This is a genomic window from Cupriavidus sp. 05L310 (assembly GCF_056398185.1).
Genome location: NZ_JBFTOX010000002.1, coordinates 194327 through 220592 on the forward strand (window position 1 = coordinate 194327; position 26266 = coordinate 220592).

Consider the following 26266-nt stretch of genomic DNA (forward strand, 5'->3'; position numbering starts at 1 on the left):
TCGCTTCGGACGATGCCCGGGACGGCCGCGTGTCCGGACAATGTGGGTCGTCGTATTCCATGCCGGATTCCGCGGCATCCATCCAGTCAGCCAGTTCTGCCACACCCACTTCCAGGAGGGTCAGTCATGCACCCGCATGTTCACGCGCAGCGCACCCCGGACAAGCCGGCCATCATCATGGCGGGCGGCACCGTCGTCACCTACCGCGAGCTTGACGAGCGCTCCAACCAGGTGGCGCGCTTGTTCCGCGATCACGGCTTGCAGCCCGGCGACCGCGTGGCCTTCCTGCTGGAGAACCATCCGCGCCTGTTCGAGCTGTGCTGGGGCGCGCAGCGCTCGGGGCTGATCTACGTCTGTATCAGCACGCGGCTCAATGTGGACGACGCGGCGCACATCGTGGCCGACAGCGGCGCCAGGATGCTCGTCACCTCCCACGCGCAGGCCGCGGTGGCGCAGGGGCTGGCGGCCAAAGCGCCGGGCCTGGGCGCGCGCCTGATGATGGACGGCGCCGTGCCCGGCTTCATCGCTTATGAGACCACCCTGGCGCAATACCCCGGCTGGCGCATCGAGGACGAATGCGCGGGCACGGACATGCTGTACTCCTCCGGCACCACCGGCCGCCCCAAGGGCGTATTCACGCCGCCGGCCAACCCGCAGATCGACGTGCCGGGCACGCTGGCGCTGATGTGCCAGTCGCTCTACCAGTTCGGCCCGGACATGCGCTACCTCTCGCCCGCACCGCTCTATCATGCGGCGCCGCTGCGCTACAACATGGCGGTGCAGCAACTCGGCGGCACCTCGGTGGTGATGGAGCATTTCGACGCGGAAGCATTCCTGCGGCTGGTGGCCGCGCACCGCATCACACACACCCAGGTCGTGCCGACGATGTTCTCGCGCATGCTCAAGCTGTCCGGGGCGGTGCGCCAGCGCCACGATGTTTCCTCGCTGCGCTTTGCCGTGCATGCCGCCGCGCCCTGTCCGGTGGCCGTCAAGGAGCAGATGATCGAATGGTGGGGCCCGATCATCTGGGAGTACTACGCCGGCACGGAGGGCAACGGGTCCACCGCGGTCGGTTCCGCCGACTGGCTCAGCCACAAGGGCACGGTGGGCCGCGCGTCGGTGGGCGAGTTGCGTATCTGCGACGACAGCGGCGCCGTGTTGCCGCCGGGCGAGCCGGGCATCATCTACTTCGCCGAGGGGCGCAGCTTTGTCTATCACAACGATCCCGAGAAGACCGTGCAGTCGCGCCACCCCGTGCATGCGGGCTGGACCACGCTGGGCGATGTCGGCTACGTGGACGAGGACGGCTATCTCTACCTGACCGACCGCAAAGCCAACATGATCATCTCCGGCGGCGTCAACATCTATCCGCAGGAGGCCGAGAACCTGCTGATGACCCATCCCAAGGTGATGGACGTGGCGGTGATCGGCGTGCCCAACGAGGACTTCGGGGAGGAAGTCAAAGCGGTGGTGCAGCCACTCGACATGGCGCACGCCAGCCCGGCGCTGGCCGACGAATTGCTTGCCTTTTGCCGCACGCACCTTTCGCCCATCAAGTGCCCGCGCTCGGTGGACTTTGCCGACGAACTGCCGCGGCTGCCGACCGGCAAGCTGCTCAAGCGGCTGCTGCGCGAGCGCTACTGGGCGGGACGGGAGAACAAGCTCGTCTAGGCAGCGGCACCGGCGCGCATGGGTGCGCCGGGTGCCAGGCGGTCGTTTACGCCATAATCAGCCGTTCGATCCCTGGCGCATGTGGCGCCAGCAGCCGGCAACCATAAGCCGGTGCCGATCGCGCGGCATCCGCCCGGCGTGGATGCCGCCGCCAACAGGAAGACACGGCGAATGGCAATAATCGAGGAGACCAGCGCGGGCCACGGGGGCGCCGCCCGCGCGGCCACGCTGGTGGCAAAGCTGCGCCCGCCCATGCTGACCCCGTTCCAGGTGGAACGCCGCGCCATTTGCGACGCGGTGTGCGCGGCCGGCTTCGTCAAGCTGGTGCTGGTGCGCGCGCCGGCCGGTTTCGGCAAGACCACCGCCATGCTGCAATGCCGCGCGCGGCTGGATGCCGACGGCGTTGCCACCGCCTGGCTCACGCTGGACCGCGCGGACAACGACGCCACGCGGTTTCTCGGCTCGCTGGAAGCCGCTTTCGAGCTGGTGCTGCGCAAGGGGGGCGCGCCGCTCGCCGCCAGCCAGCCGGCGCCTCGGCCGGTGGGCGAGCAGGCTCTGGCGCTGATCGACCGCATGGCGGGCCACGACCGCCCCTTTACCCTGTTCCTGGACGACTTCGAGGCCTTGCAGAATCCCGCCGTTGCCGGCCTGGTCTGGCAGGTGGTGGAGCAATTGCCGCCTGGCGGCCGGCTGGTGGTCGGCACGCGCTGGGTGCCGGATTCCGGGCTGGCACGCCTGCGCGCGCGCGGCGAACTGCTGGAGATCGAGCCTGCCCAGCTGCGCTTTACCGCCGACGAAACCGATCATTTCCTGCGCCGCGCGCGCGGCCTGGCGCTGCAACCCGCGGCCATCTCCACGCTGCACCGCCGTACCGAAGGCTGGGCCACGGCGCTGTGGCTGGCCTCGGTGGCGCTGGAGCGGCGCGGCCAGCCGGACGCCTTCATCGCCGGCTTTTCCGGCTCCAACGCAGCCATTGCCGATTACCTCGTCGAGGACGTCTACCTGCACCTGCCCGATGCGGTGCGCGCTTTCCTGCTGCGCACCTCCATCCTCGACCAGCTCAGCGGGCCGCTGTGCGACGCCGTCTGCGGCACCGCCGACAGCGAGGAAATCCTCGCCTGGCTGGAGCGGGCCAACCTGTTCCTGATGCCGCTGGACGGCGAACGCCACGGCGGCGCCGAGCGTCCCGCCCAACCCAATGCGCGCTGGTACCGTTATCACAGCCTGTTCTCCAGCTTCCTGCGCGCGCAACTCCAGCAGGGCATGCCGGACGAGGTGCCGGCGCTGCAGATGGCCGCCTCGCGCTGGTACGAGGCGCAGGGCCGCCCTGTGCCCGCCATCGAACATGCGCTGGCGGCCGGCGCGGTCGGCCACGCGCTGCCGCTGCTGGCGGGCTCCGTGGACGACCTGCTGGCGCAGGGGCGCATGCGCCTGCTGACGCGCTGGCTGGACGCCGTGCCGGCCGACGCGCTGGCGGCGTGGCCCAAGCTGCAGATCGCCCATGTCTGGGCCTTGTCGTTTACGCGCGGACCGGCGGACGCCATCGCGCTGCTGCAGACCATCCCGCTGGCCGGCGCCGAGGGCGACCTGCTGGCCCACGTGCGCGCGCTGCGCCATATGCTGCTGAACATGATGGACCGCTTCGACGAGGCGCGCGCCTACAGCCGCGACGATCCCCTGCCGCTGCCGATGGGCTACCCGTTCCCGGATTCCATCCTTGCCACCTCGATGGCGCGCATGGCCGCGGTGACCGGCGACTACCGCGAGGCGCGCCGGCTGCTGGGCGTGGCCCGCCAGGTGGTGCGCGGTTCCGACAGCAATTTCAACAAGATTTTCTCGGAATCGGTGGAGGGGCTGATCGACCTGCGCCAGGGGCGCCTGCAGCAAGCGCTGGCGCGTTTCCGCATTGCCGCCAGCACCATGCTGCCGAACCGCTATGGTCCCACCAACGGCAACGCCATGGCCGGCATCCTGCTGGCCGAAGCGCTCTACGAGATCAACGAGCGCGAGCGCGCGGAGCGCCTGCTTAATGTGTACGTACCGCTGGCGCGCGACCTCGGCCTGCCCGACCAGATCATCACCGGCCATACCGTGCTGGCCCGCATCGCCTGCGATCGTGGCGACGTGGACGGCGCGCACGAATGGCTGGCCGCGCTCGAGCACCTCGGCCATCATCGCGGCCTGCCGCGGCTGGTGCTGGGCGCCATGCTGGAGCGCGCCCGGCTGGCCCTGCTGCAGGGCAACCAGCATGCGGCGGAGGAGGCGCTGCTGCATGCGGCGGACCCGGCACTGTGGCGGGCGCGGCCCGGCGTCAGCGCCGTCAGTTCCTTTGCCAACGACGTGGAAGACGTGCCCATGGGGCGGCTGCGGCTGGCACTGTTCACCGAGCCCTCGGCCGCCACGCGCGAGGCGATCGAGAGAGAACTCGCCGCTGCCGAGCGGGCGCAACTGATGCGGCGCGCGCTCAAGCTGCGCATCCTGCTGGCGCTGGCCTGCCAGCGCAGCGGCGATGCCGCGCGAGCGCTGCTGACGATGGGCGAGGCACTGCGCTTCGGGGCGGCGGAAGGCTTTATCCGCATCTTCGCCGACGAGAGCGCCGAGATCCGGCGGCTGGTGGGCGAGGCCTGCGTGCGCCAGGGCAGCGCGCTGCCCGCGGGCTACGTCGAGCGGTTGCTGCAGGCTTGCGGCGGCGCCCCGGAGCCAGCCGACCCCGCCGCCATGCAGGCCCCCCACGGCCTGCTGGAGCCGCTCACGCCCAAGGAGCAGAAGGTGCTGCAGCTGCTGGCCGAGGGCTTCTCCAATGTGGCGATGGCTGACCGGCTCTTTGTCTCGGAGACCACAGTGCGCACCCACCTGCGCAATATCAGCGCCAAGCTGCGCGCCAGCAACCGCACGCAGGCGGTGGCTATCGCGCGGCAGCTGGGTTTGCTGTAGCGATCCTCAGGCCGCGCTGCGCGGAAGCAGGGCCACGACGTCGTCATACAGCGCGCGCGGGATGAGCACGCCATGGCGCAGGCTGGCTTCGCGCGCCCGATAGCGGCGCTGCGAAGGCAGCCGCGCCCCTTGTCCGAGCATCGCCTCGAACAGGCTTTCCGCCCGCGCCAGCTCCGCCTCGCACTGCGCGCCTAGAAAGCGCGCGGGATCGATGGCGATGATCAGCTCGCCCCCCATCGGCGACGACTTCGTGCCCGCATCGTAGGCCAGCGAATCCATGCTGGTCATGTCGGCGATCAGCGGACCGGCGAGCAGTTCGACCATGGCGGCGAGGGCTGCGCCCTTGTGGCCGCCGAAGGTCAGCATGGCGCCGTGGTCCAGCACGGTGGCGGCATCGGTACAGGATTTCCCGTCGGCATCGATGCCCCAGCCCTCGGGGATCGGCTTGCCCGCGCGGCGATGCAGTTCGATCTCGCCGCGCGCCACCGCACTGGTGGCGAAGTCGAAGATGAAAGCGGGCTGGCCGGCGCGCGGCCAGCCGAAGGCCAGCGGATTGGTGCCGAACAGCGGCTTGCTGCCGCCCGCGGGCGTGACCCAGGCATGGCTGGGCGTGCAGGCCAGGGCGACCAGGCCGGCGTCGGTCAGCGGTTCGATGTCCGCCCACAAGGCGGAGAAATGCACGCAGCGGTTGATGCCCAGCGCCGCGATGCCCTGCGAGCGGGCCTTGCCGATCAGGTGCGGCAGCGCCGTCTTGTAGGCCACCTGCGAGAAGCCGCGCATGGCATCGGCCCGCAGCAGCGCGGGCGCCATCTCGTGCAGCTTGGGCATGGCGTCCGGCGACACCTTGCCGGCCTTGAGCGTGGCGATGCAGCCGAGCAGCCGGTAGAGGCCATGGGAAGCGCAGCCGTCGCGCTCGCCGGCGACCAGCGTATCGGCCACGGCCTCGACATGCGGATCGCTGAACCCGTGATGCCGCAGCACGGCGATGGCCAGCGCGCGGACTTCGCGCAGGGAGAGGCGCTCGGTGGCAGTGCCGCGCGCCTGCCTGTGCTGCGGTGGGGCGACGGGATCGTTCATCGGGGCTCCGGGTTGAGGTGGGGGTTGAGGTTGAGGTTGAGGCAAGCGCTATTCGTCATCGTCAGCGCCGAGATCCATCAGCGCGGAAGGTATGCCGGTGCGGGCTCCCCAGCCATAGATCCCCAGCGCGATAAGCGCCACCAGTGCGGTGTCCCACGGATGACCGATCGCGCTGATGCCGCCGAAGGAACCCAGGTAGGAGGCCACGATGATCAGCACATAAAAGGCGATCAGCCACAGCGAGGACTTCACCTGTTGCGCCAGGCTCAGGCGATGGGTGGGTACCGCGCACCTGCAAAGCAGGTAGACCACGAACATGGCGATCTGCAGTCCCAGCAGCCAGGACACCGTGCCCCAGCCGGACCAGTACACGATCAGCGCGGCGATGATGAACGAGAGCGGGCCGAGCACGGCCAGCCACCGGACCCGGAACGGCCGGCGCAGGCCGGGCGCGTTGCGGCGCAATGCGGCCACCGTGACGGGCGCGACCGCATAGCTCAGCACCAGCGCGGCCGACACCACGTTGATCATGGCCTCCCACGAGGGAAAGGGCAGGGTCCAGAACACGGACAGCGCGAAGGTCAGCCACAAGGCCGGCCGCGGAATGCCCGAGGGCGCATCGATACGGGAGAACAGCTTGAAAAAGGTGCCGCCGCGCGCCCAGCCGTAGACCACGCGGGGCGTGGCGTTCATGTAGATATTGCCGGTGCCGCTGGGCGAGATCACCGCGTCCGAGACCACCAGGAAGGCCAGCCAGCCCACGCCGAGCGCCAGCGCGATATCGCGGTAAGGCAGCGCGAACGCCTTGCCGACGCCACGCCAGCCATCCGACAGCGTCTCGGTCGGCACGCCGCCGAGGAAGGCGATCTGCAGCAGCACGTAGATCAGGGTGGACAGCAATACCGACAGGATCAGCGCGATGGGAATGGTGCGCTGTGGCGAGCGGACTTCGCTGGCCACCGAGATGATCGGCGTCAGCCCGAGGTAGGCAAAGATGATGCCCCCGGCGGAAACGGCGGCCTGGATGCCGGACAGCCCGAACGGCGCGAAGCCATGCATCTGCAGGTTGGCCGGCTTGAAATGCGTGAACAGCACCACGATGACCAGCAGCGGCACCACGAACTTGAACACGCTGACGATGTTGTTGGCGCGCGCGAAGGTCTTGACGCTGTAGTAGTTGAGCACGAAGAACAGGCACAGCATCGCGAACTGCGCCGCCCAGCCGAGCGGGGTGGGATCGCTCGATCCCGGCTGGCTCAGGAAGGGGAACCAGGCCGCCGCATACTGGCGCGCGGCCACGACTTCGATGGCGATCAGGCTGGAGAAGGCGATCAGCGTGATCAGGCCCATCAGATAGCCCATCAGCTCGCCGTGGGAAAAAACCGGGTAGCGGATGATGCCGCCCGCGCGCGGCAGCGCCGCGCCCAGCTCGCAGTAGACGATGCCGAGCAGCAGCACGGCAAAGCCGCCCAGCAGCCAGGAGACGATGCCGGCCGGCCCGGCGATGGCGGATACGTGGCTGGCGGCGAACAGCCATCCCGACCCGAAGATCGCACCCAGGCCGATAAAGGTGAGATCGGTCAGGGTGAGCTGCCGCTTGAACTTGCCTTGCACTGGAGACATGGGGACTCCTTGGTCATCGGGTGATGGCCGTCCGGACGATGCGGCCATCCGCCCGCGAACGCGGGCGGCGGGCGGGCGGATGGCGGCCGCGCGGGCCGGCGGCGCAGTCTCAGGCCCGCAGGCCGACGTCCGGCAGCACCGGGCGCGTGGCCATGGCCTGCGCGACCACCGTCATCACCTGTTCCAGTGCCTCGCCTTGCAGCGGCAAGCGCGGAGGCCGCGTGACGGCGCTCCCGCGCCCGGCGAGTTCCTCGCACAGCTTGATGCACTGGACCAGGTCCGGGCGCGAGTCCAGGTGCAGCAGCGGCATGAACCAGCGGTACAGCGCCAGCGCCTCGTCGAAGCGCCGTTGGCGGGCCAGGCGGAACAGCGTCTCGCCTTCCTTCGGGAAGGCGTTGGACATGCCCGAGATCCAGCCCTCGGCCCCCACGGCAATGCTCTCCAGCACCACGTCGTCCAGCCCGGCGAACAGCACGAAGCGGTCGCCCACGGCGTTGCGCAGGTCGATGAAGCGGCGCGTATCGCCGGAGGAATCCTTGAAGCAGACGATGTTCTCGCAATCGGCGAGCGAGACCAGGATGTCCGGCGTGATGTCGCTGCGGTAGACCAGCGGGTTGTTGTAGAGCATGACCGGCAGGTCCGTGGCGGTGGCGATGTCGCGGAAGTGCGCGGCGGCTTCGTGCGGCTTGGCGGAGTAGACCAGCGCCGGCATTACCATCACGCCGTCGACGCCGACCCGCGCCGCTTCGTTCACCATGTCCCGGGCGAAGGCGGTGGTGAATTCGGCAATGCCCGCGATGACCGGGATGCGGCCCCTGGCGGCGTCTTTCGCCGCTTCGATGACGGCAAGCTTTTCCAGGGTGGACATCGATGTGTTCTCGCCCACGGTGCCGCACACCACCAGGCCGGAGACCCCGTCGGCGACCAGGTTGCGCATCACCTTGTGGGTGGCTTCGATATCCAGCGAGTAGTCGGCCTTGAACTGCGTGCTGACGGCGGGGAATACACCGGTCCAGTGGATGGCGTTGCGGCTCATATCGTCTCCTTTTGTGTGCGTGGGGTGTGCCGGCAGGGCATCACCTGGCCACCAGCCTTCAGGTTCGCAGTTGCGCGCCGTTCGGGCTTGAGACTTTCCGCAAAGCAGGTAGACGAAATCGGCACAATACGAGCCCGCATCGGGCGAGGCCGCGCAAGCGGGCTTGACGGGAGCGGCCCGTTGCGCGCTCGCCGTTCAATCGTGCGCGCCGGGCTTGCCGGCCGGCGGCCTGACCTGCCGCGGCGTGAGTCCGGTCAGGGCCTTGAACTGCCGGGTGAAGGCGCTGTGATCGGTATAGCCGCACTCGAGCGCGATGTCGGTGATCGGCATATCGGTGGACAGCAGCTCGGACGCGCGCTCCAGCCTCGCCTTGTGGATCATTTGACGCGGCGTCAGGTGGAAGATGCGCTTGCAGTAGCGCTCCAGTTGCGCCGCCGACAGGCCGGTCAGCCCGGTCAGTTCGGACAGCAGGATGGGGCGCATGTAGTGCTCGCGGATATAGGTGTCCACCGCCGCCAGCCGCTGGTAGGCCGGATGCGTGTCCCTGGCGCACTGCAGGTCGTGGGAGATGCCGGCCATGCCGATGATGCGGCCGTCGCGATCCAGCAGGGGGTGCTTGCAGGTCATGCACCAGCCCGCATCGCGCGCGGGATAGAGATGGAGCTCAAGCTGCTGCGCAATGGCGCAGCCGGTATCCAGGACGCGCCGGTCCTGCTCCGTGTAGCGCTGGCCAAGATGGGCGGGAAAGACCTCGGCCGACGTCTTGCCAAGCAGGGGTTCGATCCGCTTGAAGCCGCAGCGGGTAGCCAGCGTCAGGTTGGCGACCAGGTAGCGCGCCTGGCGGTCCTTGATGAAGAACACCACGTTGGGGATGGCGTTCAGCAACGGCGTGATCAGCGAGAGGGTATCGAGCAGGGTGGCCATGTCGCGCGGGCGCTGCTTCGATATGCCCGCGCAGATGTCGGCGAGGTGGGCGATGTTGCCGGCCTCGTGCTGGCTCGCCGGTGCCGGCGAGGGTTGCCGGGCCGGGAAGGGGGCGGCGGAGAGGGTGGGCGATGGCGGCATATTGTCTCCTGATGGCTTCTTACTTCATCGGACTTCCGTGTGCGTCGATCCACGGATCTACCGGTGGGCGCTCCAAGCCGCGTTGGCACAGCCTGTCAGCTTCGCCCATTCTCGTCCAGCATCAATGTGCCGATCCGGGCGGGAGACAGCGGCGGGCGCGGCGTGGGCTGCGTCCAGCCGAACAGGACCCGCCCGGCCGTGGCGCAGACGCGTCCCTGGCAGGCGCCCATGCCGCAGCGGGTCTGCATCCTGGCCATCCAGGCATCCGGATACGCCTGGATGGCCGATAGCGGCACATCCTCGCAGCGGCACAGCGGTGTGTCGGCGCGGGCCAGGGTCTTGAGCGCGGGGTCGAGCGCGAACGTGGTCCGCACCTGTTCCGCGAACGCATGCCAGCGCGCCAGCCCGGTCGTCGGCGCCCGCTGCCGCGTAGCCGGCGATCCTGCCTTCGAGCAGGGCCAGCTCGCCGCCGCCGATACCAGTGCATTCGCCCGCCGCATAGACGTGGGGAATGCCGGTGCGCTGGAGCGCATCGACGGCAATCGCATCCGATACGGGGTCGAGCGGGCAGCCCAGCAGCGCGGCCAGCCCGGTATTCGGCACCAGCCCGAAGCCGCACGCCAGCCGGTCGCAGGCAAGCGCCACGGTACGGCCGCCCTGGCGGATGCGCACCGCGCGCAGGCGCTCGTCGCCCAGTGCCTCCACCACATGGGAGCCCGCCCGATAGTGGCCATCCAGCAGGGCGACGGCCTGTGCCGCCTTGGACGGCCAGCGCCACAGCGCGCCGGCGAAGCGCGTCAGGCGTGACAGCGGTGCCTGCTCGGCGACGCGCGCGACATGCGCGCCGTGCCGTTGCGCCGTGGCGGCCGCCGCCAGCAGCAGTGGCCCGCTGCCGGCAATGACGATGCGCTCGCCCCTGACCGGCGTGCCCGCCTTGACCAGGGCCTGCAACCCGCCCGCTCCGGTCACGCCGGGCAGGGTCCAGCCGGGAAAAGGCAGCAGCAGTTCGCGCGCCCCGGTGCACAGGATCAGGTTGCGGAATTGCAGGTGCATGGCGCGCTCGTCGTTCTCGACCAGCAGCGTGTGGGACGCAGGCGCCGCGATCACGCGCGTCGAGGCGTACAGCGCGATGCGGCCGTGCGCGGCGATGGCGTGGCGCAGGCTGCGCGCCTGCGATGGCAGCCGCACGCCCGGCCCATCGCGCCAGATCTGCCCGCCGGGCGCCGGGTTGTCGTCAATGAGCGCGACGCTGCAGCCGCTCCCGGCCGCCGCGCGCGCCGCCGCCATGCCGGCGGGCCCGGCGCCGACGATCAATACGTCGTAGCGGCGCTGGCAAGCGGCAAGTGCTTGCCCGGTGCCCATGTGCCGCGCGCTCATGGCGTGCGCTCCAGCACCATGCCATCCCGGCACGTGGCCTGGCACGCCAGCCGGCGCCGGCCGTCGATGGTCATGCGGCATTCCTGGCAAACGCCCATGCCGCAAAACGGCGCGCGCTGCTCGCCGCCACAGGAGCGGCGGGTGAACGGACGGTCGCTATAGGCCATGGCCGCCGCCACGGAGATGCCCGCCGGCACCCGCAGCGCGCTGCCATCCAGGAGGACGTTCACGGTCGGGTTAGCGGCCCGGTTGCGTTTCATGCGTATTCTCCGTGCCAGGGCCAGGAGCGGTCTCCGTGGCTGCGGCGAAGCGGCTGAAGGAAAAAGGCGCCGGATCTATCGGGACCCGCTGGCCTAGCAGCAGCGCCGCCAGCAGGCGCGCGCTGCCGGGCGCGGTGGTCACGCCCAGCCCCTCGTGGCCCACCGCCAGCCACAGGCCCGGCTGACCGGGGTGGGCGCCGACGATGGGCAGCCCGTCGGGCGTGGCGGCGCGAAAGCCGGTCCAGCAGCGGATCGCGTTCATGCCGGCGAGGGCGGGCAGGTAGGCGGCGGCGCGCTGGAGCATGTGGGCCATGACCTGGTTATCCACGGCCGTGTCGAGGCTGTCGAACTGGCGCGACGAGCCGATCAGCAACTGGCCCGTGGGGCGCGGCTGCACATTGAAGGCAACCGAGGTCCCGTCGCTGTGGTGCGCGCTCGCGGCATAGCCGAGTTCGACCAGTTGATGGTTCACGCAGGCCGGGTAGCGGTCGGTAATGACGAGATGTCCCTTCCTGGCGCGGATCGGCAGCGCGGGCAGCAGTTGCGTGGCCTGGATGCCGTTGGCGACGACGACCGCGGTGGCGGTCAGCCGCCTGCCGTCTTCCAGGGAGACATGGTTTGCCTCCACCGCGCTCACCGTGGCGTGCAGAACGTTTATCCGCGATGCCCTCTGCGCGAGCAGCCATGACGCCACGGCCGGGGCGTAGACGATGGCATCGCCCGCGACCTTGAGCGCGCCCGCCAAGCCCGAGCGCAGCATGGGCTCCTGACGCGCCAGTTCGCCGGCATCCAGCGTGGCGCAAGGGATGCCCTGCGCCAGCAGCGCGTCTTGCCGCTGGCGGGCCAGATCCATTTCCGCGGCGTCGCTGGCCACCCACAGCGTGCCGCACTGGCGATAGGCGCAGCTGGCCGGCATGTCGCGGGCGAGCTCCCGCCAGAGCCTGAGCGAGCAGGCGCACAGGTCACGCTCGGCGGCGGTGCCGTCCATCATCACCAGATGGCCCATGCCGGCGTGGGTGGCGCCGCCTGCGCGGCTGTCCAGCACGCAGACATCCAGCCCGCGCCCGGCCAGTTCGAAGGCGCAGGCCGCGCCGACGATCCCGGCGCCGATCACGATGACATCGCCGCAAGCCTGCGCGGGCCTCATGCGCCGATGCCCCAGGCGAAGGGATCGTCGTGCGCGATCAGCAGCGTGGTCTCGGCATACACATGCGCGCGGCCGTGGATGGTCGGGATGATGCGGCCGGGTTCATCGGCGGGCGCATAGTGCGCCACGAAGCGGCTGCCGGTCACGCTGGCCTGGCGCCAGGGCGCGCCGGGCGCGAGCTTGCCGTCCGCTGCCAGGCAGGCGAGCTTGGCGCTGGTGCCGGTGCCGCAGGGAGAGCGGTCGTACGCCTTGCCTGGGCACAGCACGAAATTGCGGCTGTCGGCTTCATCGGCATCGTCGGGCGTGCAGAACAGTTCGATATGGTCGACCGGCGCGCCGTCCGGTGCCGCGATGCCCGCCTGTTCGAGCGCCTGCCGCACGGCCCATGCGAATGCGGTTAGCGCCTCCAGGTTGTTGCGCTCGATGCGCTGGCCATGGGCTTCGATCAGGAAGAACCAGTTGCCGCCCCAGGCGATGTCGCCGGAGACACGGCCGTGGCCCGGCACGTCGACGGCCACCGCATGCCGGTAGCGCCAGGCGGGCACGTTGCGCACACCGACCGTGCCGTCCTCATGCAGCGTGGCCTCCACCGTGCCCACCGGCGTATCGATGCTGTGCCGGCCCGGCGCGATGCGCCCGAGATGCGCCAGCGAGGCCACCAGCCCGATGGTGCCGTGGCCGCACATGCCCAGGTAGCCGCTGTTGTTGAAGAAGATCACGCCCGCGCAGGCACCGGCGGAAACCGGCGGGCACAGCAGCGCGCCGACCATCACGTCGCTGCCGCGCGGCTCCAGCACGGTGGCGGCGCGCCAGCGGTCGTGCTCGCGCGCGAGCCGCTCCAGCCGCGCGGCCATGCCGCCGCTGCCCGGATCGGGGAAACCGTCGATGACCAGCCGGGTGGGTTCGCCGCCGGTGTGGGAGTCGATCACCCTGATCTGGCGGGGAGCGGGCGGTGAAGACACCGTGGAGCTTGCGGTGGAAGGCGGGGCGCTGGGATGCATGGCGGGAATGCCCAGGGGGCCAAGTGTGGATGACCCCTACAGCGTGGCATGGCCGCCCCCTGCCGGCTTGTCGCCTTTCCCCAGCGGCGATGACGAAATCGGCATAGTGGCAAGCCGCTGCCCACTGCTTGCCGCAGGGGCCTCAGATACCGATGAACTCGGTGAACTCGGCGAGCGGCGCGCGCGTGGCGCGCAGCTGGTTGACCGGTGCTTCCGTGTCTTCATAGCCAATCGCCATGCCGGTAAACAGCATGCGTTCGGGCGGAATGGCGAGAAAACCCGAGATGGTTTCCGGGTAGATCGCCCAGCATTCCTGCGCGCAGCTGTCCAGCCCATGCTCGCGTAGCAGCAGCATCACCGTTTGCAGGTACATGCCCAGGTCCGACCATTGCGGCGGGCCCATGCGGCGGTCCACGGTGCAGAACAAGGCCAGCGGCGCGCCGAAGAACGTGAAATTATTGGCAAACTGGGCCATGCGCGCCCGCTTGTTCTCGCGCGGGATGCCCAGGCAGCGATAGAGGTCCTCGCCCACCTGGAAGCGGCGCTCGCGATAGGGCGAGACCAGCTCGCGCGGGTAGATGTCGTACTCGCTCCCTTCGCCGCCGGGCATGCCGGCGATGCGCTCGCGCATGGTGGCCTTGAGCCGCTCCAGCGGCTCGCCGCCCACCACGTGCAGGTGCCAGGGTTGCAGGTTGCCGCCCGACGGCGCGCGCGCGGCCTGCTCCAGCACGTCGCGGATGATCTCCGGCGGTACCGGCGCGGGAAGGAAGCCGCGTACCGATTTGCGGGTCTGGACTGCCATGCTGACTTTCACGCTGTTTTCCTTGGGGCTCGGCGGTGGATCGACGGCATCAGATAAAGGGCGGTTCGCTGCCCCAGTCGAAGAAGTCCGGCATGTCCTGCGACACGCGCTCCGGAAAGCTGGCCGGGCGTTTCTCCAGGAAGGCGCTGACGCCCTCCTTGACGTCCGCCGACTGGCCGCGCGACTGGATCGCGCGGCTGTCCAGGCGGTGCGCTTCCATCGGGTGGCTGGCGCCCGCCATGCGCCAGATCAGCTGGCGCGAGATGGCGACGGATACCGGCGCGGCATTGTCCGCGATCTCGCGGGCCAGCGCCTGCGCGGCCGGCAGCAGGTCTTCGGGCGCGTGCAGCGAGCGCACCAGCCCGCGCTCCAGCGCTTCCTGCGCCGAGAACACGCGGCCGGTATAGCACCACTCAAGCGCCGTCGAGATGCCGACCACGCGCGACAGGAACCACGACGATGCCGCCTCCGGCGTGATGCCGCGGCGCGCGAACACAAAGCCGAACTTGGCGTCGGTGGAGGCCAGGCGGATATCCATCGGCAGTTGCATGGTCACGCCGATGCCCACCGCGGGCCCGTTGACCGCGGCGATCACCGGCTTGAGGCTGCGGAAGATACGCAGCGCCACGCGCCCGCCGCCGTCGCGGTGCGCCGCTTCCTTGCTGGCGCCGTAGCGCTTTTCGTAGTCGAAGGTGGAGCCGCCCGAGGACAGGTCGGCGCCGGCGCAGAAGGCGCGCCCGGAGCCGGTAACGATCACCGCGCGGACGTTGTCGTCGGCGTCGGTGGCGTCGAAGGCATCGATCAGCTCCTGCATCATCTGCGCGGTGAAGGCATTGAGCTTGTCCGGGCGGTGCAGGGTGATGGTGGCGACACCCCGGTCGACGGCGTATTGCAGGGTTTCGAAGCTGGGAGGAGTCGTGGAACTGGAATTGCTCATGGCTGGCCTTGGCTGCTCGAAAGGGTTGGTAGTTAAGGTAGTGCAGAATCGTGCGCCTGCAATCGTCGAATCCGACGAGGTAGCCGCCGCCGCCCCGCCGTAGACTGGCGCCAGGAGGCCTGGCGGCGCAGGCATGGCAGCAAGGCAAAGAACCTGAAAGACAAGAAGCGAGAAGGAACCTCATGAAGACGCGCATTACCGAATTGCTGGGCACCCGTTACCCGATCATCCAGGGCGGCATGCAGTGGGTAGGCTATGCCGAGATGGCCGCCGCGGTATCCAACGCCGGCGGGCTCGGCGTGGTGACCGCGCTGACCCAGCCCACGCCCGAGGCCCTGGCCGCCGAGATCTGCCGCACCCGCGAGCTGACCGACCAGCCCTTCGGCGTCAACCTGACGCTGCTGCCCTCGATCAACCCGCCGCCGTACGCGCGCTACCTCGACGTGATCATCGAAAGCGGCATCAAGGTGCTGGAAACCGCCGGCAACAATCCCAGGGAGCATATCGCGCGCGCCAAGGCCGCCGGCATCAAGGTGATCCACAAATGCGTGGCGATCCGCCATGCGCTGTCGGCCGAGCGCCTGGGTGTGGACGCGGTGTCGATCGACGGTTTCGAGTGCGCGGGCCATCCCGGCGAGGACGACGTGCCGGGCATGGTGCTGATCCCGCTGGCGGCGCGCCGGCTGGGCATTCCGGTGATCGCTTCCGGCGGCATCGCCGACGGGCGGGGCATGGCCGCGGCACTGGTGCTGGGCGCCGAAGGCGTCAACATGGGCACGCGCTTCTGCGCCACCCGCGAGGCGCCGATCCACCACAACGTCAAGCAGGCGCTGGTGGACGCGAGCGAGCGCGACACCAACCTGATCTTCCGCACGCTGCACAACACGGCGCGCGTGCTCAAGAACGCGGTCTCCGATGAAGTCGTCACCATCGAACGCCAGCCCGGCGGCGCCCAGTTCGAGGACGTCAAGCACCTGGTGGCGGGCGTGCGCGGCAAGGCCGCGCTCGCCGCCGGCGAGACCGATGGCGGCATCATCAGCGCCGGCCAGTGCGTGGGCCTGATCGACGATATCCCGACCTGTGCCGAGCTGATCGAGCGCATGGTGGCCGAATGCCGCGAGCAGCTCGGCGTGGCGTCGCGCTATTTCGCGGCGTGAGGCGGCGGGACAGGCATGGCTGAATCCAACCAATCTTCCGGCGCCGCTGGTGCCGATGCCGCCGACGCTGCCGACGCGGTCCCGCCGGGCTTCAAGGCCATGCGTCCCAGTGGCGGCTTTCTTGCCCATCTCGGCCAGCTCTACGTGGACAGCGGGCAGCGCGCGGTGGGCGTGCGCATCGGCAAGCATCACCTCAACCCGCTCGGCATCCCGCATGGCGGCATGCTGGCCACGCTGGCCGATACCGCCATCGGCATGATGATGCTGATGGAGGGCGAGCGCATGCCGCCCGCCGTGACCGTCAATCTCAGCCTGGACTATTTCGATGTCGCCCGCCTCGGCGAGTGGATCGAGGCGCATGTCGAGTTCGACAAGATGGGTTCGCGGCTGCGCTTCGGCCATTGCCGCGTGATGGCCGGCGAGCGCTGCCTGCTGCGCGCCACGGCCATTTTCTCGGTGCTGGCGCTCCGCACCTGAAGAGCGGCAACCGGCGCTGGCGCGATCGCCGGCACCGCGCAATCGTCGCTTCCGACGACGCCGGGCGCCCGGCTGCTGCGCCAGAATCCGCAACAGGTTAGCGAGGCTTGCCGTGCCATTCCCGGCGCGCGGCCACCACGGGCGGAACCGCCTGCAACGATAAGAGGAGAACACATGGCAGAGGCATACATCGTAGCGGCCGCGCGGACCGCGGGCGGGCGCAAGGGCGGCAAGCTGGCGGGCTGGCATCCGGCGGATCTCGCCGCGCAGGTACTGAATGCGCTGGTGGAACGCAGCGGCGCGGACCCGGCGCTGATCGACGACGTGATCATGGGCTGCGTGGGGCAGGCCGGCGAACAGGCTGGCAATGTGGCGCGCAATGCCGTGCTGGCCTCGCGCCTGCCGGAAAGCGTGCCCGGCACCTCGGTCGACCGCCAGTGCGGCTCGTCGCAACAAGCCCTGCACTTCGCCGCGCAGGCGGTGATGTCGGGCACCATGGACATCGTCATCGCCGCCGGCGTGGAAAGCATGACGCGCGTGCCGATGGGCCTGCCGTCCACGCTGCCGTTCAAGAACGGCTTTGGCAGTTCGATGAGCCCGGCCATGCAGGAGCGCTATCCCGGCGTGAAGTTCAGCCAGTTCACCGGCGCCGAGATGATGTCGCGCAAGTACGGCCTCACGCGCGACGATCTCGACCGCTACGCGCTGGAAAGCCATCGCCGTGCCATCGCCGCTACGCAGGCGGGGCGCTTCAAGGACGAAATCGTGCCGGTGGCGGTGCGCGCCGCTGATGGCAGCAGCAATGGCGAGTTGCACACGGTGGATGAAGGCATCCGCTTTGAAGCGAGCCTGGAGTCCATCTCCAGCGTCAAGCTGATCGAGGAAGGCGGCACCGTTACCGCCGCCAGCGCCAGCCAGATCTGCGATGGCGCGGCCGGGCTGATGGTGGTCAGCGAAGCGGGGCTGAAGAAGCTGGGCGTCAAGCCGCTGGCACGCATTCACCATATGTCGGTGCTGGGCCATGATCCTGTGATCATGCTGGAAGCGCCGTTGCCGGCTACGTTGCGGGCGCTGGAGAAGGCCGGCATGAAGATCGGTGATATCGATCTGTTCGAGATCAATGAGGCGTTTGCGCCGGTGCCGCTGGCGTGGCTGCGGACCACGGGTGCGGATCCGGCGCGGATGAATGTGAATGGCGGGGCGATTGCGTTGGGGCATCCGCTTGGGGGGTCGGGGGCGAAGCTGATGACTACGCTTGTGCATGCGCTGCATGCGCAGGGTAAGCGGTATGGGTTGCAGACGATGTGTGAGGGTGGTGGGATGGCTAATGTGACTATTGTTGAGCGGCTGTAGGTTGTTGGCTGTTGGGTTGCCTTCGCTGTTTCTTTTTGCGGCGTTGGTTGTTGCACCCAAGAGCGTACGACATCCCCCTGCGGGGGACGCCGGTCACTCTTCTTTGCTTCGGCAAAGAAGACTAACGAGAAGAAAGCCGACCCTGCCGGGGGCAGAGCAATCGCGGGTGCGCAGGGTGCTGGTTTCGTCGTATGGCCAGCGGTTCTGCTGGCATCTGCCGTACCGGCTTGCAGGGTATCGCAATGGCCTGACCCATGGGTTTCGTGGTGGGGCCCCCGACCTCGTATGCGGTGCCCATTCCCCCATCTGCCGTTCGCGGTGCGAGGGGCTGCGCCGTTTCGGGTGTGGCTGGTTTCGTGGTTTTGTCTCACAGGGCAAGCGCCTGATGGCAGCACCCCCTCGCGAACCGGGCCACGATGCCCACCACGATACCAAGGGAGTTGATAGCAAGGAGCTGTCAGCGCCGGTACGGCAGGGCCTCAAATGGCCGGGCGCTCGCCGCCAGAGACAAAACCACGAAACCAGCGGGGCTGGCAGGATCGCGACCTTTGGCCTCGCGAACGGCAGATGGGGGAGTGGGCACCGCGCACGAGGTCAGGGGCCCCACCATGAAACCCATGGGTCAGGCCATTGCGATGCCCTTCAAGCCGGTAGAACACGCTAGCCAACACTCAGGGCCGTACGACGCAACCACCGGCCCACATAAGCCTGATTGCTCTGCCCCCGGCAGGGTCGGCTTTCTTCTCGTTAGTCTTCTTTGCCGAGGCAAAGAAGAGTGACCGGCGTCCCCCGCAGGGGGATGTCGTACGCTGTTGGGTGCAACAACCAACGCCGCAAAAAGAAACAGCGAAGGCCCACATCGCCGCCTGATCATTCGTGGTATGCACCACGGCCAGGTCCGCGAGGGCCGCGCTCGCCTATCACCGCGCGCGCCCTCCGAGACAAAACCACGAAACCGGCAAGGCTGGCAGGATCGCGACCTTTGGCCTCGCGAACGGCAGATGCGGGAATGGGCACCGCATACGAGGTCAGGGGCCTCACCACGAAAACCATGGGTCAGGCCATTGCGCTGCCCTTCAAGCCGGTAGAACACACTAGCCAACACTCAGGGCCGTACGACGCAACCACCGGCCCCACATAAGCCTGATTGCTCTGCCCCCGGCAGGGTCGTGCTTTCTTCTCGTTAGTCTTCTTTGCCGAGGCAAAGAAGAGTGACCGGCGTCCCCCGCAGGGGGATGTCGTACGCTGTTGGGTGCAACAACCAACGCCGCTCAAAAAACACCACCCCCAACAGCAAACCACCCCACCCACCCCTCAAGCAAACGTAATGGCATCCCGCCGATCAACCCGATCCAAATGCGGCAAACCATTAAAACTCAGCAACCGCAGCATCCCACGCCCAGAAATAATCTCGCAAAAAGCCGTATTCCGAAACTGCAGATTCAACTCAATCGCAGTCTGCGCCGGCGCACCCAGCAAATCCGCGGTAGCCCGCCCGATAGCCCCGCCAGAACTAACAACCAACACCGCATCCTCTCGCGAAGCCCCGTCCGTCGCATGCAACAAACCATCGCGAATCCGCCGCCCAAACTCAGCCCACGACTCCGGCATGCCCGCCAGCTGATCCATCGTCCACGCCTGATACGCCGCGCGAAACGTCCGCCAGTAGTCGTTGTAATCCGTATTCTGATGGGTCCGATGATCCGCCCCACCGGTATGGCTGCGATACAGCGCTTCGCCATCGTATTCGTTAAGTCCGGGGTGGGTTTCGATGCCCGTGGTGACCGCGCCCCGGTCCGTCTGGACCGGCACATCGCCAGCCCCCATGCCGGCCAGGATCTCCATCGCCGTGTCCTGCTGGCGCACCAGCGAACCGGCCACCACTCGCTTGAACGAGATACCGCGCTCGCGGAAATACTCGCCCAGCCAGCGGGCTTGCTGCCGTCCGGTGTCGGAGAGGCAGTCGTAGTTGGCGGCGCCGAATGAGGCCTGACCGTGCCGTACCAGGAAGAGCGTTGCCATGCGTGATGTCGGCGCCGGAAGGCACCGCCGGAAGCGGTAATGCGGGAATCGGCACGCGGCGCGGTGGCGCCGCGCGAGGAGCAGGCATTGTATGGGCGCGGGGCATGGCGGCCAAGGGAAGCACCGGCGGATTCATAGCGGCCATTTCCGCGCTGCATTATCCCGCCGCCGGCCGGCGTTAATCCAGCGTCACCCCGGTATCGGCGGTCAGCTTGAGCACCCCCGGCAGGTAGGCCTTGTAGGCGCTCACGGCCTCGGCGGGCAGGTTGCCGATCGGCTCGGCGCCCATGTCCTCGATACGCTGGCTGATCTCCGGCGATTTCACCAGCGCGCTTACCTCGCGGCCCAGGCGCTCGACGATATCGTTCGGCGTGCGCGAGGGCGCCAGCAGCGTGATGGGGCCGACCAGCTTGTACGGCTCGTCGGGGTAGCCGGCCTCGGCAAAGGTCGGCACGTCAGGCAGCGCCTTGGCGCGCCGGCTGCCGGTGACGGCCAGCGGGCGCAGCTTGCCGCTGGCGAAGTGCTGCTTCAGCGACGTCACCGAGCCGACCGTCACATTGACCTGGCCCGCCAGCAGGTCCGTCACCATGGGACCCTCGCCGCGATAGGGCACGTGCAGGATATCGATGCCGTAGGTCTTGTCCAGGTAGGCCTGGATGGTGTGCGGCTGGGTGCCGGGTCCCCACGAGCCCATGCGCAGCTTGCCGGGTTCCTTCCTGGCATAGGCGATCAGCTCGGCCACCGTCTTCACCGGCAGCGCGCCGTTGACGGCCAGCACCGTGCGCGCCGTCGCCACGTCGGATACCTGCCGCAGGTCGGTGCGCGGATCGTAGGGCAGCTTCTTGTAAAGGGCCAGGTTGGCGGTGATGGGGCCGGGGATCGTCAGCAGCAGCGTGTAGCCATCGGGTGCGGACTTGGCTACATAGTCGGTGCCGATGATGCCGCCGGCGCCGCCTTTGTTCTCTACCACCACGGTCTGACCCAGCCGCTTGCCCAGGCCTTCCGCCAGCGTGCGCGAGAGCGTGTCGGTCAGGCCGCCGGCGGGGTAGGGCACGATCAGGTGCAGGGGTTTGTTGGGGTAGCCGGCCTGGGCTTGCGCGGCCAGCGGCAGCAGTGCCGCGCACGCGCACGCGAGCAGGGCAGCAGCTTTCCCGCAGAACGGGCTGCGTAATGTCATGGTTTGTCTCCTCGGGTTTTTATTGGATCCGGCGCGCGCTCCGAGCGAGTGCGCGCGCCGTGGAAGTCTTTCAGGCGGGAGTCATGGGCGGGGCGGCATGCCAGCTGAGCGTTGTGGCGTCAGCCGGGCATTGCCAGGTAGCCGGCCACGAGCCGGGTCATTTCGCCAGGGAGGCGCTCGTCGTCGAGCGGCAGCGGGCCGGCATCGTTGAGGATGGCATTGACCACGATGCTGAACACGGCCTGCATGGCAAAGCGCACACGCAGTTCGGCCTGCTCGGGCGGCATCGGCAGGCGCGGCACCAGCAGGGCCACCATGCGCTCCACCACCGCCTGGCCGCTTTCCCGGTGCGGCAGCCATTCCTCCGGACGGATCGAGGCATGCTTGAGCGAAGCCTTGATCACACCGCGATTGGCGTGGCAGCCCAGCACCACGTAACGCATGATTTTTTCGAGCATGACGTCGGTGGACACTTCCTCCCAGCGCTCCACGCGCAGGTAACGCGACACGGATTCTCCGGTTTCCCGCATCACCAGCGTACGCAGCGACTCGAAGAACGCTTGCTTGTCGCGGAAGCGGCCGTAGAAGGCGCCCACGGAGACTTCGCAGGCGGAGGCGATCTGCGCCACGGAAACCGCCGTGAAATCCCGCTGTGCCAGCAACTCGCGGCCCGCATCGAGCAGTGCTTGTTCCGTCTCGCGGGCACGCCGCTGGCGCGGCGGCTGCAGGATCGAAGGGGTGGCTACGGTGGGGAACGCGGATGTCCCCTTGGAGGGCTTGGCGGGGGACGCTGCAGAGGACGAGATAGGCATGGCAAATTCCGTATGAGAATTCGGATTCGGTTTTGTGAACCATATGGTTACCACTGCGTTTCGTCAAGAGCAGGACTATATTTCCAATATATGGAAATCAATTCCGATCTTTGACACAGAAAAAAACCGCACCCACACTGCAGTGCAAGGAGACAAGATGAACACGCCGGTCGAACAATTCATTGCCGAGCGCAGGAAAGACGACCCCTCTTTCGGCGGGCTGCTGGCCAAGGGGTTTGCCCTGCTGCGCTGCTTCATCGACGAGCCGCGGCCGCTGGGCAACGGCGAACTATCCGAACGCCTGCAACTGCCCCGCGCCACGGTGTCGCGCATCTGCCGCACCTTGTTCGAACTGGGCTACCTGGACTGGGACCCCAAACTGGACAAGTACTTCGTCGGCGCCCAGGTGCTGGCGCTGGGCTACCCCTACCTGGCCGGCCTGCAGGTGCGCCATGTGGCGCGACCGCTGATGCAGGCGCTGGCGGACCGCATCGAGGGCGCGGTGTCGATGGGCGTGGCGCACCGGCTCGACGTGACCTACCTGCTGACCTGCACGCATAACGAGGGCACGCCCGCACGCCCTGGCGTGGGCGCGGTGCGCTCGGTGCTGAGCACCGGCATGGGCCGCGCCTTCCTGAGCACCTTGTCCAAGGCGGAATTCGAAACCCTGATGCAAGCCACGCAGCGCGAGCGTCCCGAGGAATACGCGGCCTGCTACGACACTGTTTGCCACAACGTAGCCCATTACCCCAAGCGCGGCTTCGCCATCAACTTAGGCGACGCGGGCAGCGGCGTGCATGGCGTTGGCGTGTATTCGCGCATCGTCTACCTGAACCGCCCGCTGCTGTTCAACTGCGCCGTTGCGGCGTCGCAATTGCGGCGCGGCATGCTGGAGAAAAAAATCGCGCCGATGCTGATGGAGATGACGCGTTCGATCGAATCGGTGACCGGGCTGCGGCAATAGCCGCGCCGCGCGCCAGACGACACACAGGCAGCGCCGGTACAGGCGTCCATCCTGAATCAAGCCTTCAAGGCAACCCGGAGACTAAGCCATGCCCGATCTAGATTCCCTGCTGAAACCGCGTTCGGTCGCGGTCATCGGCGCGTCCACGCAGCCCGACAAAGTGGGCGGCATGCCCATCCGCCTGCTGCGCGAGCTTGGCTATGCCGGGCGCATCTATCCCGTGCACCCCAGCGCCGGCGAGATCCAGGGCTTGCCCGCGTACCCGTCGATGGCGGCCATCGGCGAGCCCGTCGACCTTGCCATCGTGGCCGTGCCGGCCGTGGCGACGGAGTCTGTGATGGCGCAACTGGCGCAGAACGGTACGCGCGCCGCGATCTTCTTTACCTCGGGCTTTGCCGAAGTGGGCGAGGAAGGCCAGGCCATGCAGCTCGCGCTGGCCGACAGCGCGCGCCGGCACCGCGTGGCACTGCTGGGCCCCAATTGCCTGGGCGCGATGAACCTGCGCGCGCGCCTGTTCGCCACCTTCTCGCCGATCCCGCTGACCGGCGCGCCGCCGGTGGGGGATGTGGGCCTGGTCAGCCAGAGCGGCGCGTTCGGCGCCTATGCCTTCGCGCTGGCGCGCGAGGCCGGGCTGGGGCTGAGCCACTGGGTGACCACCGGCAACGAGGCCGGGCTGCAAGTGGCCGACGTGATCGAATGGATGGCGCAGGACGACGACACGCGCGTGATCCTGGCCTATATGGAAGGCTGCCGCGACGGCCACCGTCTGCGCCAGGCGCTGGCCGCCGCCCGCGCCGCCGGCAAGCCGGTGGTGATCACCAAGGTGGGCACCACCGAGGCCGGCGCGCGCTCGGCGCAATCGCACACGGCCAGCCTGGCCGGCGAGGATGCGGTCTACCAGGCCGTGTTCGACGAATACGGCGTGCACCGCGCCCATACGCTGGAAGATTTCTTCCGGCTCGGCTACACCTTGTCGCGCGGGCGGCGGCCGGCGCGCTGGAGCAGCCCGGGCGGCCTGGTCGCGGACGCCGTGACGCCGGTGGCCATCCTCACGGTGTCTGGCGGGGTCGGCATCATGATGGCCGATCGCGCCGAGGAACTCGGCATGCCGATGCCACCCATGCCGGAGGCGGCCGCGCAGGCGCTGCGCAAGAGCATTCCCTTTGCCAGCACCGCCAATCCGATCGATGTCACGGGCCAGGTGGTAGCCCAGCCCGCCGTGCTGCTCGATGCGATGGCCGGCGTGGCTACCTGCGGCGAGTACGGCTGCGTGGTGGCTTTCCTGGCCGGCGGCGCCAACGCACCGCGCCTGTGGGAAGAACTCCAGCGCACCATCGGCGTGCTGCACGAGGACCAGCGCGCCGCGCCGCTGCTGCTGTCCGGCGTGGTCGACGACGACAAGCGCGCCTGGCTGGAAGCGCACGGCTGCCTGGTGTTTCGCGAGCCGGCCCACGCCATCGAGGCCGTGGCCGCGCTGGCCCGCGCGGCGGCGTTGGAGGCGGCGGCCGCAAGCCCGTCGGCCACCGAGCGTGTTGTGTCAATGGCTCCGCTGTTGCGCGATGTGCCGGAAGACGCCAGCGCACTGTCCGAGTTCGAATCCATGCGCCTGCTGGCGGACGCCGGCGTGCCGGTGGCGCCGCACGGCCTGGCCCGCAATGCCGACGAGGCCGTGGCCCTGGCGCAGCGCGTCGGCTACCCGGTCGTTGTGAAGCTGTGCTCGGCGCAGGTGCTGCACAAGAGCGACGTGGGCGGCGTGGCCCTCAACCTGACGGACGCCGGCGCCGTGCGCCAGGCCTTTGCGCAGATGCAGGCGGCACTGGCCCGGGCCGATGCCACCTTGCCCTTCGAGGGCGTGCTGGTGGCGCGCATGGTGCGCGGCTGGGGCGAGCTGATGGTGGGCGTGCGGCGCGATCCGGTGTTCGGGCTGGTGGTGCTGGCCGGCATCGGCGGCACCGCCGTGGAGATTTTCCGGCAGATGGCCTTCGGCCTCGCACCGCTGTCGCCGGAGCGCGCGCTTGCCATGCTGGAGCAAAGCCGCGCGGCGGTGCTGTTCGCGGGCCATCGCGGCAACCCTGTGCTGCCGCTGGCGCAGGCTGCCGGCTTGCTGGTGCGGGTATCGCAGTTGGCCGCCGCGCTCGGGCCCCGGCTCGATACGCTGGAAATCAATCCTTTCATCGTCGGCGCCGAAGGGCCGGTCGCGGCGGATGCCGTGATCACCTTGCTGCCGGCTGGCGCACCGGCGTGAGCGAGATGGCGTAGCAAGGCAACGTACCGCCACCGCGCAACCACAGACCGGCACAGACCGGGCGCGCGGATGGGCTCGGACAAAAACAGGAGACAACCATCATGCATTTGCAAGCAGCAAGGGCCGCATGCGCGCCGGCGTCCAGCATTCCCCGCACCATCGGCGCCTGCGCCATGCTGATCGCGTTCACCGCCGCACCGGCGCATGCGGCGCCAGCGGAATCCGGCAAATTCCCCGACCGGCCGATCCGCCTCGTCGTGCCTTTCCCGCCAGGCGGCGGCACCGACGTGATCGGGCGGCTGGTGGCCGCCAGGCTTTCGACCGCGCTGGGCGGCACCGTGCTGGTGGAGAACGTGGCGGGCGCCACGGGCACCATCGGCTCCGCGCAGGTCGCGCGCGCCGCACCGGACGGCTACACGCTATTGCTGGGCATCTCCGCCACGCATGCGATCGCGCCGGCGATCTTCCCCCGGCTGCCCTACGATCCCGTGCGCGATTTCGTGCCGGTGGGGCGCCTCGCCTACGGCGGCAATGTGCTGGTGGCGGGCCCGGCCTTCACGGGCAAGGACCTGCCGGCGCTGATCGCGCAGGCCAGGCGTCCCGGCGCGGACCTGGCCTATGGCTCCTGGGGACCCGGCTCTGGCGGCCACCTGGCCGGCGAGAGCCTGAACGTGAGCAGCGGCATCCATCTGCGCCATATCCCGTACAAGGGTGTCAGCCCGATGCTGACCGACGTGATGGGCGGCACGCTGCCGGTGGCCATGTCCGACCTGGCCGGCACCTTGCCGCTGATCCGCAGCGGCAAGGTCAGGGCGCTGGCGGTCACCGGATCGGAGCGCTCGGTGGCGCTGCCCGACGTGCCGACCTTCGCCGAGTCCGGCGTGCCGTTCCGCATCGATAGCTGGTTCGCGCTGTTCGCGCCGGCCCGCACGCCGGCGGCCATCGTCGACCGGCTGGAGCACGCCGTCGACGCCATCATGGCCGAGCCCGCCATGCAGGCGCAGGCCGCAACGCTGGGCATGCGCTTCACCCAGCAGCCGCGCGCCGCCTTTGCCGCGCAAATGCAGCAAGACATCCGCGCCTGGGCCGCCCTCGTCAAGACGAGCGGTGCCGCGCTCGAATAACATCG

General features: G+C 68.8%; 20 protein-coding genes and 1 pseudogene. 8 read left to right on the forward strand and 13 right to left on the reverse strand.

Annotated features, from left to right (window positions below):
* Positions 1–126 precede the first annotated feature (126 nt).
* Complete coding sequence (locus tag AC1DS6_RS02170) at positions 127–1671, forward strand: AMP-binding protein (protein ID WP_477101850.1); 1545 nt, start codon at positions 127–129, stop codon at positions 1669–1671.
* Between the two features lie 171 nt (positions 1672–1842).
* Positions 1843–4605, forward strand: a complete 2763-nt coding sequence (locus AC1DS6_RS02175) for a winged helix-turn-helix domain-containing protein (RefSeq protein ID WP_477101851.1) — start codon at positions 1843–1845, stop codon at positions 4603–4605.
* A 6-nt stretch (positions 4606–4611) separates the two neighbouring features.
* Here the strand turns inward: AC1DS6_RS02175 and AC1DS6_RS02180 are convergent, their stop codons facing one another.
* From AC1DS6_RS02180 to AC1DS6_RS02225, 10 genes and pseudogenes are all read right to left on the reverse strand, one after another.
* A complete protein-coding gene (locus tag AC1DS6_RS02180) occupies positions 4612–5682 on the reverse strand; it encodes an Ldh family oxidoreductase (RefSeq protein ID WP_441636149.1) in 1071 nt (356 codons plus the stop codon).
* A gap of 48 nt (positions 5683–5730) precedes the next feature.
* The gene (locus AC1DS6_RS02185) at positions 5731–7305 is read right to left on the reverse strand and encodes an APC family permease (RefSeq protein WP_477101852.1); all 1575 of its coding nucleotides are present in this window, start codon (positions 7303–7305) and stop codon (positions 5731–5733) included.
* Between the two features lie 109 nt (positions 7306–7414).
* Entirely contained in the window at positions 7415–8341 is a 927-nt protein-coding gene (locus AC1DS6_RS02190) for a dihydrodipicolinate synthase family protein (RefSeq protein ID WP_441636153.1), read from the reverse strand.
* 195 nt (positions 8342–8536) lie between these two features.
* Positions 8537–9406 carry a helix-turn-helix domain-containing protein gene (locus AC1DS6_RS02195; protein WP_441636155.1) on the reverse strand — a complete coding sequence of 290 codons (870 nt, stop codon included), beginning with the start codon at positions 9404–9406 and terminating at the stop codon, positions 8537–8539.
* Positions 9407–9501: 95 nt separating this feature from the next.
* A pseudogene (locus AC1DS6_RS02200) lies at positions 9502–10768 on the reverse strand (FAD-dependent oxidoreductase).
* Between the two features lie 11 nt (positions 10769–10779).
* On the reverse strand, positions 10780–11043 hold the full coding sequence (locus AC1DS6_RS02205; protein WP_477101853.1) for a (2Fe-2S)-binding protein: 264 nt from the start codon (positions 11041–11043) through the stop codon (positions 10780–10782).
* The gene (locus tag AC1DS6_RS02210; protein WP_477101854.1) at positions 11021–12190 is read right to left on the reverse strand and encodes an NAD(P)/FAD-dependent oxidoreductase; all 1170 of its coding nucleotides are present in this window, start codon (positions 12188–12190) and stop codon (positions 11021–11023) included. The genes AC1DS6_RS02205 and AC1DS6_RS02210 overlap by 23 nt, the downstream gene beginning before the upstream one ends.
* Entirely contained in the window at positions 12187–13191 is a 1005-nt protein-coding gene (locus AC1DS6_RS02215; RefSeq protein WP_477101855.1) for a 4-hydroxyproline epimerase, read from the reverse strand. The genes AC1DS6_RS02210 and AC1DS6_RS02215 overlap by 4 nt, the downstream gene beginning before the upstream one ends.
* Positions 13192–13333: 142 nt before the next feature.
* Positions 13334–14005 carry a nitroreductase gene (locus tag AC1DS6_RS02220; protein ID WP_441633261.1) on the reverse strand — a complete coding sequence of 224 codons (672 nt, stop codon included), beginning with the start codon at positions 14003–14005 and terminating at the stop codon, positions 13334–13336.
* Positions 14006–14042: 37 nt separating this feature from the next.
* On the reverse strand, positions 14043–14930 hold the full coding sequence (locus AC1DS6_RS02225; protein WP_441633263.1) for a crotonase/enoyl-CoA hydratase family protein: 888 nt from the start codon (positions 14928–14930) through the stop codon (positions 14043–14045).
* Positions 14931–15112: 182 nt separating this feature from the next.
* Here AC1DS6_RS02225 and AC1DS6_RS02230 point away from each other — a divergent pair, with 182 nt between their 5' ends.
* From AC1DS6_RS02230 to AC1DS6_RS02240, 3 genes are all read left to right on the forward strand, one after another.
* Positions 15113–16087, forward strand: a complete 975-nt coding sequence (locus tag AC1DS6_RS02230; RefSeq protein ID WP_477101856.1) for an NAD(P)H-dependent flavin oxidoreductase — start codon at positions 15113–15115, stop codon at positions 16085–16087.
* Positions 16088–16102: 15 nt separating this feature from the next.
* Positions 16103–16564, forward strand: a complete 462-nt coding sequence (locus tag AC1DS6_RS02235; protein WP_477101857.1) for a PaaI family thioesterase — start codon at positions 16103–16105, stop codon at positions 16562–16564.
* A gap of 174 nt (positions 16565–16738) precedes the next feature.
* Positions 16739–17917 carry an acetyl-CoA C-acetyltransferase gene (locus AC1DS6_RS02240; RefSeq protein ID WP_441633269.1) on the forward strand — a complete coding sequence of 393 codons (1179 nt, stop codon included), beginning with the start codon at positions 16739–16741 and terminating at the stop codon, positions 17915–17917.
* A gap of 1314 nt (positions 17918–19231) precedes the next feature.
* Here the strand turns inward: AC1DS6_RS02240 and AC1DS6_RS02245 are convergent.
* The 3 genes from AC1DS6_RS02245 to AC1DS6_RS02255 form a co-directional block, all read right to left on the reverse strand.
* Positions 19232–19939, reverse strand: coding sequence for a histidine phosphatase family protein (locus tag AC1DS6_RS02245; RefSeq protein WP_441633271.1), 708 nt, complete (start codon positions 19937–19939; stop codon positions 19232–19234).
* 178 nt (positions 19940–20117) lie between these two features.
* On the reverse strand, positions 20118–21116 hold the full coding sequence (locus AC1DS6_RS02250) for a Bug family tripartite tricarboxylate transporter substrate binding protein (RefSeq protein WP_477101858.1): 999 nt from the start codon (positions 21114–21116) through the stop codon (positions 20118–20120).
* Positions 21117–21235: 119 nt separating this feature from the next.
* A complete protein-coding gene (locus AC1DS6_RS02255) occupies positions 21236–21928 on the reverse strand; it encodes a TetR/AcrR family transcriptional regulator (RefSeq protein ID WP_441633275.1) in 693 nt (230 codons plus the stop codon).
* A gap of 157 nt (positions 21929–22085) precedes the next feature.
* Between AC1DS6_RS02255 and AC1DS6_RS02260 the strand changes: the two genes are divergently transcribed.
* The 3 genes from AC1DS6_RS02260 (at position 22086) to AC1DS6_RS02270 (ending at position 26261) form a co-directional block, all read left to right on the forward strand.
* A complete protein-coding gene (locus AC1DS6_RS02260) occupies positions 22086–22892 on the forward strand; it encodes an IclR family transcriptional regulator (RefSeq protein WP_477101859.1) in 807 nt (268 codons plus the stop codon).
* An 88-nt stretch (positions 22893–22980) separates the two neighbouring features.
* Positions 22981–25137 (forward strand): acetate--CoA ligase family protein, encoded by a 2157-nt coding sequence (locus tag AC1DS6_RS02265; RefSeq protein WP_441633279.1) that lies wholly within the window; start codon positions 22981–22983, stop codon positions 25135–25137.
* 101 nt (positions 25138–25238) lie between these two features.
* Positions 25239–26261, forward strand: a complete 1023-nt coding sequence (locus tag AC1DS6_RS02270; protein WP_441633281.1) for a Bug family tripartite tricarboxylate transporter substrate binding protein — start codon at positions 25239–25241, stop codon at positions 26259–26261.
* The last annotated feature ends 5 nt before the right edge of the window (positions 26262–26266 follow it).